At 48.0% G+C, this 17176-nt stretch carries 11 protein-coding genes and 1 riboswitch; of the genes, 2 read left to right on the forward strand and 9 right to left on the reverse strand.

Features of this window, described 5'->3' with window-relative positions; translation table 11 throughout:
* Nucleotides 1-38 precede the first annotated feature (38 nt).
* The 9 genes from BOCO_RS02755 to BOCO_RS02795 all read right to left on the reverse strand — a co-directional run bounded on the left by BOCO_RS02755 (nucleotide 39) and on the right by BOCO_RS02795 (nucleotide 13132).
* Nucleotides 39-1043: a Ppx/GppA phosphatase family protein gene (locus tag BOCO_RS02755; RefSeq protein WP_094722570.1), complete on the reverse strand. Its 1005-nt coding sequence runs from the start codon at nucleotides 1041-1043 to the stop codon at nucleotides 39-41.
* Nucleotides 1044-1132: 89 nt separating this feature from the next.
* Nucleotides 1133-1756, reverse strand: a complete 624-nt coding sequence (locus BOCO_RS02760; protein ID WP_420835390.1) for a DUF501 domain-containing protein — start codon at nucleotides 1754-1756, stop codon at nucleotides 1133-1135.
* Nucleotides 1731-2306: an FtsB family cell division protein gene (locus BOCO_RS02765; protein WP_094722928.1), complete on the reverse strand. Its 576-nt coding sequence runs from the start codon at nucleotides 2304-2306 to the stop codon at nucleotides 1731-1733. The genes BOCO_RS02760 and BOCO_RS02765 overlap by 26 nt, the downstream gene beginning before the upstream one ends.
* Before the next feature lie 83 nt (nucleotides 2307-2389).
* On the reverse strand, nucleotides 2390-3685 hold the full coding sequence (gene eno, locus BOCO_RS02770) for a phosphopyruvate hydratase (RefSeq protein ID WP_094722572.1): 1296 nt from the start codon (nucleotides 3683-3685) through the stop codon (nucleotides 2390-2392).
* 106 nt (nucleotides 3686-3791) lie between these two features.
* Nucleotides 3792-7331: a transcription-repair coupling factor gene (mfd, locus tag BOCO_RS02775; protein WP_094722573.1), complete on the reverse strand. Its 3540-nt coding sequence runs from the start codon at nucleotides 7329-7331 to the stop codon at nucleotides 3792-3794.
* Nucleotides 7321-7920, reverse strand: a complete 600-nt coding sequence (pth, locus tag BOCO_RS02780) for an aminoacyl-tRNA hydrolase (RefSeq protein WP_094722574.1) — start codon at nucleotides 7918-7920, stop codon at nucleotides 7321-7323. Before pth ends, mfd begins: the two co-directional genes overlap by 11 nt.
* Nucleotides 7921-7997: 77 nt before the next feature.
* Complete coding sequence (locus BOCO_RS02785; protein WP_094722575.1) at nucleotides 7998-11249, reverse strand: UPF0182 family membrane protein; 3252 nt, start codon at nucleotides 11247-11249, stop codon at nucleotides 7998-8000.
* A 74-nt stretch (nucleotides 11250-11323) separates the two neighbouring features.
* Complete coding sequence (locus BOCO_RS02790; protein WP_094722576.1) at nucleotides 11324-12487, reverse strand: glycosyltransferase family 4 protein; 1164 nt, start codon at nucleotides 12485-12487, stop codon at nucleotides 11324-11326.
* A gap of 3 nt (nucleotides 12488-12490) precedes the next feature.
* Entirely contained in the window at nucleotides 12491-13132 is a 642-nt protein-coding gene (locus tag BOCO_RS02795) for an NAD(P)H-dependent oxidoreductase (RefSeq protein ID WP_244568716.1), read from the reverse strand.
* 154 nt (nucleotides 13133-13286) lie between these two features.
* A riboswitch (M-box (ykoK) riboswitch) is annotated at nucleotides 13287-13443 on the forward strand.
* A gap of 284 nt (nucleotides 13444-13727) precedes the next feature.
* On the opposite strand from BOCO_RS02795, the gene BOCO_RS02800 reads away from it, so the two are divergent.
* Together BOCO_RS02800 and BOCO_RS02805 are read left to right on the forward strand one after the other, a co-directional pair.
* Complete coding sequence (locus tag BOCO_RS02800) at nucleotides 13728-15497, forward strand: ABC transporter permease (RefSeq protein ID WP_094722578.1); 1770 nt, start codon at nucleotides 13728-13730, stop codon at nucleotides 15495-15497.
* A gap of 71 nt (nucleotides 15498-15568) precedes the next feature.
* Nucleotides 15569-16936: an ABC transporter ATP-binding protein gene (locus BOCO_RS02805; RefSeq protein ID WP_094722579.1), complete on the forward strand. Its 1368-nt coding sequence runs from the start codon at nucleotides 15569-15571 to the stop codon at nucleotides 16934-16936.
* Nucleotides 16937-17176: the final 240 nt, after the last annotated feature.

The raw sequence follows: 17176 nt of genomic DNA on the forward strand, positions 1-17176 counted from the left end.
ACAACAATTAATAAGTATACCTCAGTGTCTGAACAGATTCAGCTCCGCCTGTCTAAACATCGACGACCTAAGTCCAAAACAACACCATCTAAGAGGCCATGCTCGCTTGCTATATAAGCATCAGCCATTCCTTGAGCTTGTTCTTGCAGACGTTCAAGCAGCCTGTCCCATACGATGGCCCCACCTGGAATAACTCCCACTCGACCAGGATGGATGACCTTGCAATCGCTTCGTTCTTTGGAGTTCATAGCTAGCAATTTACGATTAGCTTCGTGAACTTGAGCCATACTAATTTGAGCACCATCTACAGCCTCTCGATCGTATGTCTTGAGTCGTACAGCCAGCGCACTCATCGTCGTGATAGTACCCGACACGCCGATAACCGTCTTTACATTACGGACAGGCACTTGCTGGAAGGCTCTGTCTATACTGCTATCGATATCTGACACAGCCTCCTGAATTTGTTGCTTCGTGGCTGGATCAGACAAAAGATGACGTTCTGTCATACGTACCGACCCAATATCCATAGAATAAGATGCCTGGACTTGGTCTGCTGGGCTTGCGACACCGTCTCCACCCATAACAAGCTCTGTAGACCCTCCACCGAGATCAACTACCAGGTATGGGACTTGCAGTATTGAGGCTGATTGCTGACGAGCTTTGAGCACACTAACAGCGCCCAAAAAACTCAACTGCGCCTCTTCTTCACCTGAAATAACCTCTGGAGTCACTGAGAGAATGCGCTGGATACCGGCTTCAAATTCATCACGATTAAGAGCATCTCGGCTTGCGGAAGTTGCTACGAAACGAAGAGCTTCAACCTGATAGTGCTCTAAGATGTCAGCAAACTCCTCGGCAGCTGCAAAGGTCCGTTGTAAGGCAGCATGGGTGAAGCAATGCGTCTGATCCACCTTTTCCCCAAGATGAACTACTCTTGTATCCCTTGGCTTCAGTTCATGTAAGCCGTTTTCATCCACGTTGGCTATCATGAGACGAATTGAATTGGTACCACAGTCTATTCCTGCCACTGTCACAGCACTCATGAAAATGTCCTCCACAAAAGCGATACGCTAAGGTTATTTAAGAGTAGTACTAGAGCTAACCGTGTTGAAAATAACCGGTGTCACCCCTTTTATCTGCTCAGCATCTGGTGGCTCTGCTGCTGTGACCATGGTTGAGCGCAACGGCAGATGCCAGGATCAAATACGTCAGAAACAGACGCTAAAGCCTCATCTCCAAACGGGTTAATACCTCTACCCATTATGAGGGACTGAGCACTGAGTGCATGCAAGCACTTCACTCGTTTGGGCATACCACCAGCCGATATACCTTCGATATGACTTTCATCGTCTTCGAGACGCTGAGCAAGCGATTTACGGAACAATAGATATATTCGGTGGGCGATTTCGTACTGGATGCGCAGCTCAGATTCCTCAGACAGACGCTGGTTCATTATTTCCATAACACTGTTAGCCTCAAGTTGAGAAATGGCTTTGACTGCCTCAGGAGCTGTTAGATAGCAGGTAGTAGGAAACGGTATCCCTCCTGGTAGCAGTGGACGAGTTACAACAGCAAGAGGATTCCCACACACGCAGCGGGCTCCAACAGCCACCATACCTCGAGGATAACGTCCTAATTGTGCCTGTACTACGTTGATATCCTCTTCTTCAGCCCTGTGAGCAAGCAATTGATCAACCAGTATTTCAATTTCCCTGCGAGTATCTTCCATATTATTTCCGCGGCTGTGTATCACCATCTGTATTCCTCTGCGTTGTGTTGCCCTCGCGATTTGAATTTACTTGCCTTGAATCACTCGAATGCTGGGAAGAAGGAGCATCTGCCTTGCCGAGAGAATAAGCCATCTCCCTATACCAGGGCAACGAGGTTTGGGATTGTTCTGCATCCACTTCCCTCTGTTTATGAGCCTGCGAAGGTTGCCCGCCGGTCACTGCCTCTGGGTGCAACACTCGGATGGCCTGCTCTCCTGGAAACACGAAACCTAGACGGTCTCTCGCCTGAGCTGTGACATACGCTTGGTCATCCCAACGGGCAATATCGTTTTCAAGCTGCCGTTTTTGTTCCAGTAAAACGGCTTGCTGATTTTTCAAACCGTTAAGTTCCGACAGATTTACCGCATACGTGTGAAACGTTGAAATTAACTGTATCGCACCTATGAAAACAACAATGATAGATATACAGAGAGAAATTGATATATGCTGACGGTTCAGCTTCTTACTTGCAAGGCTGCTGGAAGATTGCCCCTTATAAGTCTCTCTGCGGGAGGGTTGACGACTTGCTCTAGTCATATTTACAAAATTACCCGTGACAGCCGACTCGACATGCCACGGGCATAAAACATCAAGACTCATCTATGCGAGCCTACTTGGAGTTACTTCATATACTGCTTGCATGCCTTGAAGGCGCTGTAGCCTGCATACTGTGCGGTCGAACCGAGCTCTTCCTCTATCTCCAACAAGCGGTTGTACTTAGCAATACGTTCACCACGTGCTGGAGCACCGGTCTTAATCTGACGGGTGTTTTTAGCAACTGCAAGATCGGAAATAGTGGTATCTGGAGTCTCACCTGAACGGTGGGATACCATGGAAGTGAAACCGTTAGCGGTCGCCAGCTCAATAGCATCCATGGTCTCAGTTACCGTTCCAATCTGGTTGAGCTTAACCAGCAGTGAATTAGCGGCCTTCATGTCGATAGCCTTTTGCAAACGCTTGGGGTTAGTGACCAAAAGATCATCACCGACGAATTGAAGCTTATCGCCCATGGCAGCAGTAATCTTCTGCCAAGCAGCCCAGTCTTCCTCAGCAAACGGATCTTCGATAGAAACTAGAGGATACTTAGAAACTAGTTCCTTGTAGTAATCCAGCATATAATCAGCTTCACGATCTTCACCGTCGAAGTGATATTTGTTGGTTTCCTTGTTGTAGAACTCAGAGGAAGCAACATCCAAGCAGATTCCAATCTGCTTTCCTGGCTCATAACCGGCCTTCTCGATGGCGTCCATAATGTACTTTAAGGAGTCCTCATTGGACTTCATCTTTGGAGCAAAGCCACCTTCATCGCCCAAACCAGTCTCATGTCCGTCCTTCTTGAGGACACCCTTTAGCGTATGGTAAACCTCTACACCTGCGCGCAAAGCCTCACGATAGGACTCGAAGCCATAAGGAGAGATCATGTACTCTTGGATGTCTGTGGCGAAATCAGCGTGAGCACCACCGTTCATAATGTTCATGTTCGGAACAGGCAGAATATGGCCGTTTGTACCACCGATGTAGCGGTAAAGTGGGAGTTCAGCAGACTCAGCTGCAGCATAGAGAGCTGCTAGGGAGACACCCAAAATGGCATTTGCTCCTAGCTTACCCTTGTTGGGGGTGCCATCCAATTCAATCATGGTGTCATCTAGAGCACGCTGGTCAGTGGCATCCATGCCAATAATGTTGGGGGCGATCACCTCATTAACAGCCTTTACCGCATTGAGTACACCCTTGCCCAGGTAACGGTTCTTGTCACCGTCGCGACGCTCCCAAGCCTCAGCTTCACCAGTTGAAGCTCCGGAAGGAACTAAACCACGTCCTTCTGCACCGTCTTCGGTCTGTAGAATAACCTCTACAGTTGGGTTTCCACGGGAATCAAGAATTTCACGCGCATATACGCTTTCAATTGCTGCCACAACTTCTCCTTTTATTACAACTTAGGTTGCGCTAACACTCTTAAGAGTAGTGCCTTTGTTGGACGAGAAAGGTCATTGGTTTGTGTGTTTACAACTGGCTGGATGATTACTTACCTTGAGTGGAATTCCAGGCTAAATCATCCAAAAGTTGGTCGGCCCAAGCCAGTATTTGCGTAGAATTCATAGGATGAGATCCTAATCCACCAGAGAAGGGGGCAGGTACCTGCAAAGTCTGCGTCACCGGTCGGTAACGGGAACCTTTGTAAATACGAGAAATACGCATTTGTAAGGAATCTAGCATATCAAGTTTGCTGATGCGCACTTGGCTTGACTGACCGTTTATTTCGCTTATGCCTAGCTTCCTAGCCTTGGAACGAAGGCGAGCTACCCCAAACAGCGTTTCAAATTCGGGAGGTGGAGTTCCATAGCGATCTGAGAGCTCATCATACAGATCTTGCAGGTCCTGTTCATCTTGAGCAGATGCCAACTTACGGTATGCTTCTAAGCGAAGTTTGTCAGAATCTATATATGCCACAGGAATTGATGCTTCTACTGGCAGGTCAATAGAAACCGCAATAGACTCCTTACGCTCTGGCTCCTTGTACTCTTCAACAGCTTGAGAAACCATGCGTACATATAAATCAAAACCGACACCTTCAACATGACCTGACTGCTGTGAGCCCAATAAATTACCCGTACCGCGTAATTCAAGATCTTTCATAGCTACGTCATAGCCTGAACCAAGAGCTGTATGTTGAGCAATAGTTGCCAACCGATCGTGTGCCGTCTGCGTCATAGGCTTAGACGGGTCATAAAGGAAGTAAGCATATGCTCTCTCTCGACCACGTCCCACTCTCCCCCGCAATTGATGGAGCTGAGAAAGACCAAAATAGTCAGCCCTATCTACAATAAGTGTGTTGGCATTGGGAATATCCAATCCAGTCTCGACAATAGTTGTACAGACCAACACGTCAACATCGCGGTGCCAGAAACTCTGGATAATCGCATCCAGTTGCTTTTCTCCCATTTTGCCATGAGCCACACCGACCCTAGCTTCAGGTACCAGTTCATGGACTTGTGCTGCAATTTTAGAAATATCAGCTACCCTGTTATGAATATAAAATACCTGGCCTCCACGTAAGAGCTCCCTACGAATAGCTGCTGTTACCTGAGCATCCTCATACACACCTACATAGGTCAAAACAGGCAAACGGTCCTCGGGAGGAGTGGCCAAAGTCGACATTTCTCGTATTCCGGTTACGGCCATCTCAAGAGTTCTTGGGATTGGTGTGGCGGAAAGGCTCAATACATCAACATTGGTACGTATTGCTTTTAGTGTTTCTTTGTCTTCGACGCCAAAACGTTGCTCTTCGTCAATAATCATTAACCCTAAATCTTTGAACTTGATTTTGGGGTTTAATAATTTATGGGTCCCGATAACAACATCTACTGTGCCTTCAGATAAACCCTCAATAGTTTCTTGATTTTCTTTACTACTTTGAAAACGGCTCATCTGAGCTACTCGTACAGGAAAACCTTCAAATCGTTCAACGAATGTTTGGTAATGCTGCTGAACTAAAAGTGTAGTAGGAACTAAAACGACCACTTGCTTGGCATCTTGGACTGCCTTAAACGCTGCTCGTATAGCAACCTCAGTTTTACCGAATCCTACGTCGCCACATATCAAACGATCCATGGGTACCGGCCTCTCCATGTCTCGCTTAACTTCATCTATAGCGGTGAGCTGATCGGGGGTTTCTTGATAGGGGAAGGCGTCCTCAAGCTCTTTTTGCCAAGGCGTATCAGGGCTAAATGCAAAGCCCCGTGTGCGCTGGCGAGCCGAATACAGCTTGACCAAATCTTGGGCAATTTCACGGACGTGTTTTTTAGCCCTAGCTTTCGTTTCAGCCCAATCAGAACCACCTAGTTTATTAAGCTTCGGCGCTTCGGAACCAATGTACTTACTGACTTGGTCTAACTGGTCAGCTGGTACAAACAACTTGTCTGCTGGCGCGTTTCGTTTTGAAGGAGCATATTCGATAACAAGGTATTCACGTGAACCTTTGCTTGCCTTGGATCCAACCGTCCGCTGCCGCATCCCCAGAAAGCGACCAATACCATGCTGCTCATGAACTACATAGTCACCAACCTTTAATTCTGTCAGATCGATAGCTTTGTGCCGGCGTTTGGCTGATTTTGGTCCTGTTACGACACTTGAGTGTCCGGTCAAATCACGTTCTGTCAACAGCGCAAAATCAGCTTCTTCATCGATGAAACCGTCTACCGCTAAAGACTGAATAAACTTGATACTAGCTAGGAAGCCGCTGGCTTCGACTACCCGTTTCAACCGGCTCAACGTCCCCTTGGCTGCCGCAGTAATGACAACTTGGATACCGGTCGTTACCAACCCTTCAATACCTGATTTAGCACGGTCTTCATTTCCTCGAAACTCCTCGGGTGCTTGTGCTGATAACCGAACCTGGTCATCCCTATCAGGATCGACACTAAAATCCGTCAGCTTCCATACTTGTCTCTTACCCGTGGAAAGAGCACGTATTGCTTCGTCATAATTGATAAACGAAGCCTGCTCAAATGAGATTGGTGCGCCAGCTCCGTGCCCAGAAGCTGCAACATGCCATGAGGCAGCCAAGAATTCATTAGCTGTTTTAGCTAGATCCTCAGCTGATCGACGGAGAAGTTCAGGATCGCATAACAATACTCGGGCATCTTCTGGAATCGTAGATTCGACAGGAACTAATTCATCTACTAGTGCCGGTAACAAGGACTCCATGCCTTCCACAGGAATACCTTGAGCGATTGATTCCAGCATGTCGTCAGCATTGGGAATCTTACCAACTAGAGCAGCTGCTCTCGTGCGGATCTGGTCGTTGAGCTCCATCTCACGGCACGGGGTAGCCCAAATCTGTTTCAGGCCATCTCCATACGTACGTTGATCTGAAGCATGGAAAGACTTAATCGAGTCTACGGTATCACCAAAATATTCGATACGGACAGGATGTGCAGCTGTGGGTACAAAAACATCCAGTATCCCACCTCGTACTGCATATTCACCGCGTTCCATCACTAGGTCAACCCTTGTATATGAAGCCCGTTGGAGCTGTTCAACAGCAGCACTCAGTGGCAAATCACTATCTTGCCTGAAGATGAGTGGTTTTATATCACCTAGGCCAGGGACAACGGGTTGAATCAAAGAGCGAACAGGCATAACTAAAAGGCGGATAGGACCGAAGAACCCATCTCCTTCGTTAGGATGTGCTAGGCGATGAAAAACAGCCATCCTGGAAGCAACCGTATCAGCCCGCGGTGAAAGTCGTTCGTGAGGAAGTGTCTCCCATGCCCGCAGCAGTGCTATATCTTCAGCCGCAGGATACCATGACCGCAAGGAGGACACCATTTCTTCCGCATCCCGCTCCGAGGGAACGATGAGGATGGTTGTACCTTCTTGTGCACAAGCGCTCGCTAAGGCCGGTCGGATACCTGACGCGGCTTGGACTGTAAGAGTTTCAGCCCCACTCAACTGGGATTGCTGATCGTCAAGCAAACGTGCAAAACTACTATCTTTCAGGAGGTCCTGCAAAAACGGATGTAGAGCACCATCAAGACTTTGAACTTGCTCACCTGCCATTAAAACGCTCCTGTGCCTGCGGCAAACCTTGGGTCATTACCGCCTCAACTGCATCGGCACCATCAGCTAGAAAGTCTTCCAATTCTTTACGCTGTTGGGAAGGAAAACGCCCTAACACCCAATCTACGGTTTGCTGATGAGCTTGAGCACCTCTCTGAGCATGCCCTACCCCTAGTCTCACTCGGCTGTAAGCGTTGGTTCCTAGCGAACGGTCAATAGAACGAATACCATTATGTCCACCAGCTGAGCCACCCATTTTGACTTTGATACGACCGAAGTCTAAATCCATGTCGTCGTGAATGACCACAACCCGCTGTGGTTCGATGTCGTAGTATGAACAAATTGAGGCCACTGCATCGCCTGAGTCGTTCATGAAAGTGAGAGGCTTCGTTAAGAAAAACTTGCTTTCTTGCCCCCCTAAACGCATAATTCCTTTTCCTAGCATGGCCAATCCCTTATGGTCACTAAAGGCAACAGACCACCGCTGAGAAAGGACATCTGCACACATGAACCCCATATTGTGACGAGTACCTTCGTACTTGGCACCAGGGTTACCTAGTCCGACAATCAACCAAAATTGAGATGCCATCTGTGCTCACTTCCCAAGTACGTACAAACGTTGAGCATTGTACAAGGTTTGTAAGACCACTTAGCCGTCCCTCATGCTTAGTTCTTTTCTTGGCTTTGCAGGGCTTTATTAAGGGCCTCTTTCAGCCTAGCCTGTGCTTCACCATAAGCACTAAAATCACCCTGTTTGAGTGCTGCATCAGAGTCTTTCATAGCTTGATCTGCATCCTTAAGAGCTTTTTGTAGGTTTGCATTAGGAACTTCTGTCTGATGAGGTAGAGTCCCCTGCCCCTGATGACTAGACGGGCCGCTTGATTGACTTTCTCCTGAATCTGACAGCTTTCCAGATCCTCCAGTTTTGTCTGCATGAGATGCATCACCTGCGGCCGCTCCGGAATCACCTTTAAAAGTCTTATCGAGAGCAGCATCCAAAGTCGGCGCAGAACTCACTTTGTCCCCAAATGCTACCAACACGCGTTTAAGGAGGGGGAAAGAAGTAGTCCCCGAAGATTGAACATAAACCGGTTGAATATAAATCAGTCCATTACCCACTGGGAGGGTTAGGAGGTTACCTCGCTTCACTTTTGTCGAGCCTGATTGCAAGAGGTTGAGCTCAGTTGATATTGCGGCATCGGAATTAAAATTATTTTGAGCTTGTCCTGGTCCAGGCACATTCGAGTTTTTAGGTAGCTCCAGAAGACGCAACGTACCATAATCTGGCCCAATTTTGCCCGCAGTTTTACCAGCATCAGAATCTACAGATAAGAAGCCAGTTAAAATTTCTCGTGTCGACGTACCCGCAGGAATAAAAGTAGATGTCAAAGAAAAAGTAGGAGCATTGGTTCCTGGTGTCTGCATCGTCAAGTAGTAAGGTGGCTGTTTAACACCTCGTTCCTGTTCTTGGTCACTACCTGTCGGATCAACTGGTGTTTGCCAGAAGTCTTCTCCAGAGAAAAACTGACTAGCTTGGTTGACATGGTAATGAGATAACAGCTGTCGCTGGACCTTGAATAAGCTCTCAGGATAACGCATATGACTCATCAAATCCCCGGATATTTCACTCAAAGGCTTATACTGACCAGGGAAAACCTGCTGCCAGGCACGCAGTACCGGGTCTGTCGTGTCCCATGCATACAAGTCAACAGAACCATCATAAGCATCCACTGTCGCTTTAACAGAGTTGCGAATGTAATTAGCCTCTTGCGATCCTAAACCTTTGACTGCCCGCGAACTCACCGTAGTAGTGTCTTGCGTAATCGGACCTAAATCAACTTTTTGAGCATATGGGTACATGTCAGATGTGGTATAACCATCAATGATCCACTTGACTCTTCCACCCACAACCGCAGGGTAAACACGCCCATCGAGAGTCAGATAAGGAGCCAGTTTAGCTACGCGCTCCTTGGGAGAGCGATCATACAGAATTTGGGAAGATGGAGTGACCCTGTCAGAAAAAAGAATTTGGTCTGAACCAAAGCGAATGGCATAGAGCAGCCTACTGAAAAAGTTCCCAACCGAAGGCCCTCCGTTACCAACAAAGGTATTAGTAGCGCCATTCGATCCCGTTGGATAGTCAAATTCCCATCCCTTGGTTTTGCTACCTTGAGCAGAGCCAACTATAGAGTACTCTGGCGCATTTGGCGAGAAGTAAATTCTTGGCTCATAGTGCTCTTGATCAGTGAGTTTGCCATGAGTCGGGATGTCTTGCTCAAAGAATAACGGCTGACCGTCAGGACTGACCTTGTTGCCATATGCTGCAACAATTCCATACCCATGAGTAAAAACAGTATGATCGTTCACCCAGTTTCGATTGTCATTTCCTGCAAGGTCAAGCTCTCGAGCCCCTATGACTGTATCTTGGCTAACACCATCAATATCATACTTATCCACTGCTAAGGTGTCTTCGAAAGAGTAGTATTGCTTAGACTGCTGGAGCTGGCGGAATGTGGGAGAAACCACCTGCGGATCTAAGAGGCGAATTTGAGCAGTTGTATCAGCATCCTGTGCCAGGGCTCCAGAATGTACCTGGGTTGTAGCTTGGTACTGTTGTGTTTTCAATTTTTGTAAGCCATATGCTTGAGAAGTAGCAGCAATATTGCGCTGGATAAACTGCGACTCCATCTCCTGAGCATTCGGGCTTACCCTAAACCGCTGCACTACAGATGGCCAGACTCCCGTTAACAGAACTGAAGCCACAAGTAAGGTGGAAACTGCAATTACCGGAAGTTTCCAAGCCTTCCAAGCAGCACCGACGGAAGTTGCTAGAGCCCTACCCTCATTTAAACTATGTGTCGTGAGTATCCATACTCCAAGGGCAATGCCGACAACCGCGACAAGCACAGCCATAATGACAGTTACAGGAATATTAGCATTTACGGAAGTATATGAAGCTCCAGTAAATTGGGTTGCCCCACTGGCATGACTTCCCTGTTCAGTAAGCCTGTCAAAAATACCAAGTGCGATCGTACCTGCCCACACAAGCATGGCTAGTATTAGCCAAATAGCAACTTGCGTGCGGGCTCGTCGAGTCATCTGCACAATACCACGTCCTCTAACTGGCATAGTCAGACTGATACCGCCCATGAAAATATGAGTAACAAGGCTACATAAACCTGCAAGGACGAATACCATCAAGAGCGAAGAGGCTACAAGTTTTAAGCCAGGTAACAGAAAAACATAAAAACCGTTGTCTATACCAAATTGAGGATCTTTAATCCCAAATGACTGATTGTTAAAAAGAAGCACGATGCTTGACCAGTCAGCATTGAACTGGAAGCCGACAATAATACCAACAGCTAGCGAAACCAAACCAGCAACTCGCCGAGCTGTGCGCGAGCTTACACTATGACCTACCTCGATGACATCTCCCCTGACTCGGATCGTAGAACCATCAGGAGAGTCCGGTCTTGCTCGAATTGCCAACGTAGCTGAGAACAGGGTGATGAGGGTCAGGATCAGGGCATATGCCACCCATAGGCCGAACTTCACTGAGAGCTGAGTCCAAACAACCCTCGAGGCTCCTAGCTGGGAGTACCACATCAAATCTGTTATAAAACGCGCTGTAGCAAAAAGGAGGGCCACCACAACCAGCAACACAGCAAGGACAGCCAGCAGTATTTTGGTTCCCTTGCGCATCTCAGGCCGTTCCGAGGACTGTCTGCGCAATCTGGGCCGTCCGTTGTCAATTGGACTTTGCGGACCACGAAAACCATGGGAACTAGCACTCGAACGAGATTGACCATCCTCTTCAACATTGATGATGATAGGCTCGTCCTCTTCGACATCCTGCCGACGGAAGCGAGGATCTTGCCCCATATCGAACATGGCACCAAACAGATCAAAAAATGACATAAGTCAAGCTTACAGGTAACCTGCGTCTATGCCTAGCTATTTAAGGCTTTTAACTGCCACTACACCCTCACAGTTCAACGGTTAGATAAAGCCTGCCGATACACCTCTTCAACTTGATCAGCCACTTGAGTAACATTATAACGATTAAGAAAAGCACGCTGCCGATTGCCTAACTCATGAGCCCAAACCGGGTCATAAAACACACGAGCCAAACGCTCAGCGAGACACTTGGCTGCTAATTGCCTGTCGCCACCGACGGGGAACAAAGCATCTTCATCATTCAACAGCGTTGATCGGTAACCTGGATTATCCCCAGCGAGAGTGACCTTGGCACCCGAGGCAATAGCTTCTAAAAGAACGATTCCAAAGGACTCTCCACCAGACGAAGGAAAGACGGCAGCATCAGCAGAAGCCAAGAGCGCAGGTTTATCTTCTTCAGATATAAAGCCCAAAAATTCCACCGGCATACGCAAGTTCGAAGCCTGTCGCTTACACGCTTCCAAAAGTGGCCCTTTACCTGCCATCGTTACATGTGTACCTGGAGGGAAGATTCCTTGACTCTCTCCCCATTCCAGGGCATCTAAAAGCAGTTGTGCCCCCTTGCGGGCAACAAATCGACCTAAAAAGACAATATGTGGCGCACCAGCCCTGTATCTCTCTATCTGTTCATCGCCTGTTGCCTGTCTGCGCTCAAGGAGTTGTGCGACATCTACGGGATTGGGAATGATACAGCCACGAGCTCCAGCAGTTATTTGGGCATATTGAGCAGCAATTGGAGAAACCGCAATAATGTTGTCTATACGCTTATGCGAGTGTGCGTTCAGCGCACCCAATATTTGCCCGCCCAAGAGCTGTAATCTACCGGTGGTAGCGATATGGTAGGTGGCTACGATCCCTGTATTACAATCGGCTCGCTCAATAATCTGCCCCGCCAGAACAGGACTATACGGAGCCTGCACGTGCAAAATATCAAAGTGTACTTCATTGAGCAGCTGGCGAATAGCACGTGAAAATACCCAAATGGGAATACGCATTTGGTTCCCGTTAAACGAAACTAGTACATTACGCGACAATGAGTGCACCTGTTCTACAGGCGGTTGTATCGTCTGTCCAACTAGGTAGTGGACATGGTGACCCCTTCGACTCAGCTCTCTGCCTAAGGTCAGTATGTGCTGCTGAACACCATCGTAAACGTCAAGACTATCGTCGAAAACAAAACCTATAGTCAGTGCATCCATAAATTAGTCTCTCTGTTCGTTGTCTGACGAACCCACAACCAGCTGTCTACCCATCACAGATATACGGAAAAGCTGTTCTTTCAATTCTTTCCTTATATCCTCGTCCATATTCCCCATAATCAGACCATCGATATATACCTTCTCTATATCAGTGATCCCACAGTAATCTCTCAAGGTGCGCTGGCAGATCTGCACATCGATAGCTTGGTCTACACCGTCTACACGGAAGGTCTCCTCTTCACCACCGCACAGCACGATAAGTTTCACCTTTTTCCCAGCAAGAACACCTGGCACTCCACCCTTAAGGTATGCAAAACGCCGGCACAAGACACGGTCAAAGAAACCCTTCATGACAGCAGGCATTGAGAACCAATACAGGGGAAAGACGAATGCAAGCACATCAGCGTCAACGATTCGCTGCTGGAGGGCAGCCACATCAGCAGGTAACGGCCCCTGCTCCAAGTAGTAGCGCCTATCCTCAAGGGAATAAACCGGGTTAAAGTGTTCACTATTAAGGTCAATGAGATCAGTTAGAGCACCACCTTCTGCGGCTCCGTTTAGCAGAGCATTACCCATCGCTTGCGTTAAGCTATTTGGCTCTGGATTTGCAACGATAGCGACAACTTTCAATTCAAAACTCCTCATGGTTTATTGTTTTGACGTTTCAACTTTAGCAGCGCCGCTGCTCTAGGTCAGCAGGTTTACCCTCCATCGCACAACTCGGTGTTTCAAACTGTACTAAGCTGACAAGTTTGTAGCTAACAACTTGACAAGATGCAGACCTATCTCCTATGTTAGGTGATGAAGTCGGTAGGCGAAGCTACCACATGGACATGGGTTGCTGCCGCAAAGGAATGGAGACACTCCGCGCTGGTTAGCAGTCCCCGTCGAAATCAAGGCGAGGACTAACGCAATACCAAAGGCCATGCGAAGCCGAAACTTGAACGACATCGCGTTTGGCGATTTACTCGTCCTTTCTTGCATGCCGTCTTCTAGGCCTACAGCAGAACAAATCTGCAAGCGAGTGAAGGAGGTGAGGTTCATGGACGATGTTCCACATCACAGTTGCAGTTATATAACTTTACACGCTCATTCGACGCCTCTTATAGCTCTACATCTACCGCAGATCTCGTACTCCTCGAATTGCTCAGCCATCAATGCATAGTGACTGAGCAATTTCCCACAGAGGAGAATATGTGCATACACGAGGTCATGCGGCATAGTCAGAAAAGAACTGCTCATGACCATGTTCGGTAATTCATCGAGAACCATGTCAGCTGCATCTACCAATCGCAGCAACGTTCCTAAGAGCACTCGCCTGCTCTCTAATATAATTGTGATCATAGGTATCCTGTCCCTCTTCGGCGTTATAGGATACCTCCTCCCTGATTTGAATGCCCCTATAGGACCTCAAGGCATCCCTTCTCATGTATCCACAGATCCGCGCAATCTGCCATACTACGCCCTACGATCTGTTCTACGAATGTTCATAGCGCTCGCATTCTCACTCATTTTCTCTTTCATCTACGGACTTGCAGCAGCTCGTAGCAAAAGAGCACGCACCATCCTCGTGCCCTTACTTGATATCCTGCAGTCTGTACCGATTCTTGGGTTTCTATCAGCAACGATTTCCATCTGGCTCGTTTTATTCCCGGGCTCAATCATGGGCGTTGAAGCGGCTTCAATCTTCGCTATTTTCACTTCCCAAGCTTGGAACATGGCCTTCTCTTTTTATAGCTCGTTGATGAACGAACCTACCGAACTCGACGAAGCTGCTCGTTCCCTTCGATTAACCCGTTGGGAACGGTTTTGGAAACTAGACGTTCCCTCGTCAGTCATCCCTTTGTTGTGGAACTGCATGATGAGCGTGGGTGGTGGCTGGTTCTTCCTAACTGCATCCGAGATGATCTCCGTCAACAACCGAACATTTGCTCTCCCAGGCATCGGCTCGTATGTAGGCGAAGCAGCAGCAGAGCAAGACCTTGGTAAAATTGGCTGGGCTATCCTGACGATGATTGTAGTGGTCATCTTAATAGACTTCCTCCTATGGAAGCCGCTGACTGCATGGGCTGAAAAGTTTAGGGTCACTCAGAGCGAGTCAACAGAACCCAAGCGCAGCGCCGTTCTCACTATCATACGACTATCCGGAATCAACGATATTTTGGCAGCTATAGGCAAACCTATTGCCAGCTTCCTCGATGCTATTACGCGCCCCTTGGGCATCACCGGCACTCAAACGCAGGTTCGTAATGAGCAACAACGGCATCGCTTTACTGACTATGCTTACGCAATAGTGCTGGCTGGCTTAGGAATATGGGGTCTGATAAAGCTGTACCAGCTCGTAATACCTTCCTTAGGTTTTGCTGAAGTTGGGCATGTATTTGTCTTGGGATTTCTCACCTTCCTGAGGGTCGCCTTGCTCATGATTGTCTGCTCGATAGTATGGGTACCAATTGGAGCTTCAATTGGCATGAACCCTCGCCTGTCTCGTATCCTTCAGCCAATAGTGCAAATATGCGCATCATTCCCCGCCAATTTCATCTTCCCCTTCGTCACGCTCTGGTTCTTGTCTTGGCATATCGACATAAACTGGGGTTCCATTTTACTTATGGCCTTAGGAACACAGTGGTACATTCTCTTCAACGTAATTGCAGGAGCTTCAGCCATTCCTGACGACCTACGAGAAATGTCACGCTCCCTTAGGCAGCCCACATGGCAAAAGTGGAAGACTCTCATCCTTCCGGCCGTTTTCTCCTCCTGGTGTACTGGAGGAATTACAGCAGCTGGCGGAGCCTGGAATGCTTCTATCGTCTCAGAAGTTGTAGCTTACGGTCAACATACACTAACAGCACAAGGCTTGGGATCATACATTGCTGAAGCCACGTCCACAGGCGATACAGCACAAATTATCGCAGGAGTTACCGTTATGAGTATCTTCGTCGTGGCAGTGAACCGTTTCTTCTGGTATCCACTGCAAAACCTCGCCAAACGGCGTTTTTCTCTCACTTGAGACCAGTTTCCCAATTATCACTTCCTCAAACATAAGCAGATTTACATTACTATTTTGAAAGACACACGATTATGCAGACAAACTCCATTATCGAAGCCCGGCACATCAACAAGGAATTCCAGTCAGACAAAGGCAATGAACTTAAAGTTTTAGATGATATGTCCTTGACACTGAATGAAGGTGAAGTCGTTGCCCTCCTTGGACGTTCAGGAGCCGGAAAGTCAACCTTCCTTCGCATTCTTGCAGGTTTAGTACCAGCCACTTCAGGTTCTGTGACATACCGAGGCAAAGAACTCGAAGGACCGAACCCTGGAGTGGCATTGGTCTTCCAATCTTTTGCATTGATGCCTTGGCTGACAGTAGAAGCAAATGTAGAGCTCGGCCTGCAAGCCCGAGGTGTCCCTCGAAACGAACGCAAGAAACTGGCTTTAGAAGCCTTGGACTCTATAGGATTAGATGGTTTTGAAAGCGCCTACCCCAAAGAGCTTTCCGGTGGCATGCGCCAGCGCGTAGGCATAGCAAGAGCTTTAGTATTAAAACCAGATGCGCTGTTTATGGATGAACCCTTCTCTGCTTTGGACGTACTCACGGCCGAAAATTTACGGCAGGAGGTATTAAAAGTATGGTCAGCTGAATCAGATGCCATTAAGTCCATATTGATTGTGACTCACAATATCGAGGAAGCTGTTCAGATGGCCAATAGGGTCGTCGTCCTCGGCTCACACCCTGGGCACGTCATTGCTGAAGTACCTATCAAGTTAGACCGCCCCCGGGATAAGCAATCAGAGGAATTCCAGTCTACAGTTGACTACATTTACTCCATTCTCACTGGCCGCTCTGACGAGACCAATGCCCGACGCATCCTCCAGTCAAAGGTACGAGACAAGGAAGCTGTCAACAAGTCTGTGCAAGAGGAGGACCTTGGGACTAAAGTTCTACCTGACGCCACTCCAGGAGGTCTAGCGGGACTTGCTGATATTGTGGCTGAGCATCCAGGCGGCATTGATATGGCCGACTTAGCAGCCACACTCTCTTTCGAAGTGGACGACCTCTTCCCACTCATTGACGCCGGTCTTCTCTTGGGTATCTTTGATGCAGACAACGGACATGTACGCTTAACGTCATTAGGTAAACGCTGGCAGCAAGCAGACATTCTGGAAGCAAAAGAAATGTTTTCCTCTATGATTTTGCAACGGGTACCTCTTGTGAGAGTCATCGATCGCGCCCTAAAGAATTCAGAATCAAAAACCCTCCATGGCAGCCTCATTCTCGATTTGCTTCGAGCTCATCACTCAGATAAAGAGGCTGTTCAACAGTTCGAAACTGCCATCGGTTGGGGACGTTACGGAGAACTCTTTGACTATGACGCCGACGATGATCGATTGACCCTTGATCCAGAGAACAAGGCTTCCCTACCCCAGCAAGAACAAGAACTATAAATAGAAAATTCTGAGCTGCTCTGGGTTCTGCGTTTATCGGCAGAATCCAGAGCCATAGCAGCCCTGGGGCACAGAGAACTGTCCCGCCGCAGCCGACCCTGTAAGACCCTCCTACCTGGATAAAGGAATACACATGGAACCTGTACGCAGTAACCATTCATTTGCATCTTCTTTAGCTGAAGCATTTGCAGTTTTTATCGGCGGAACACTGGGCACAGCAATACGGTACATTTGTTCCTC

The organism is Bombiscardovia coagulans, from assembly GCF_002259585.1.
In the GTDB taxonomy this organism is placed as follows: Bacteria; Actinomycetota; Actinomycetes; order Actinomycetales; family Bifidobacteriaceae; genus Bombiscardovia; species Bombiscardovia coagulans.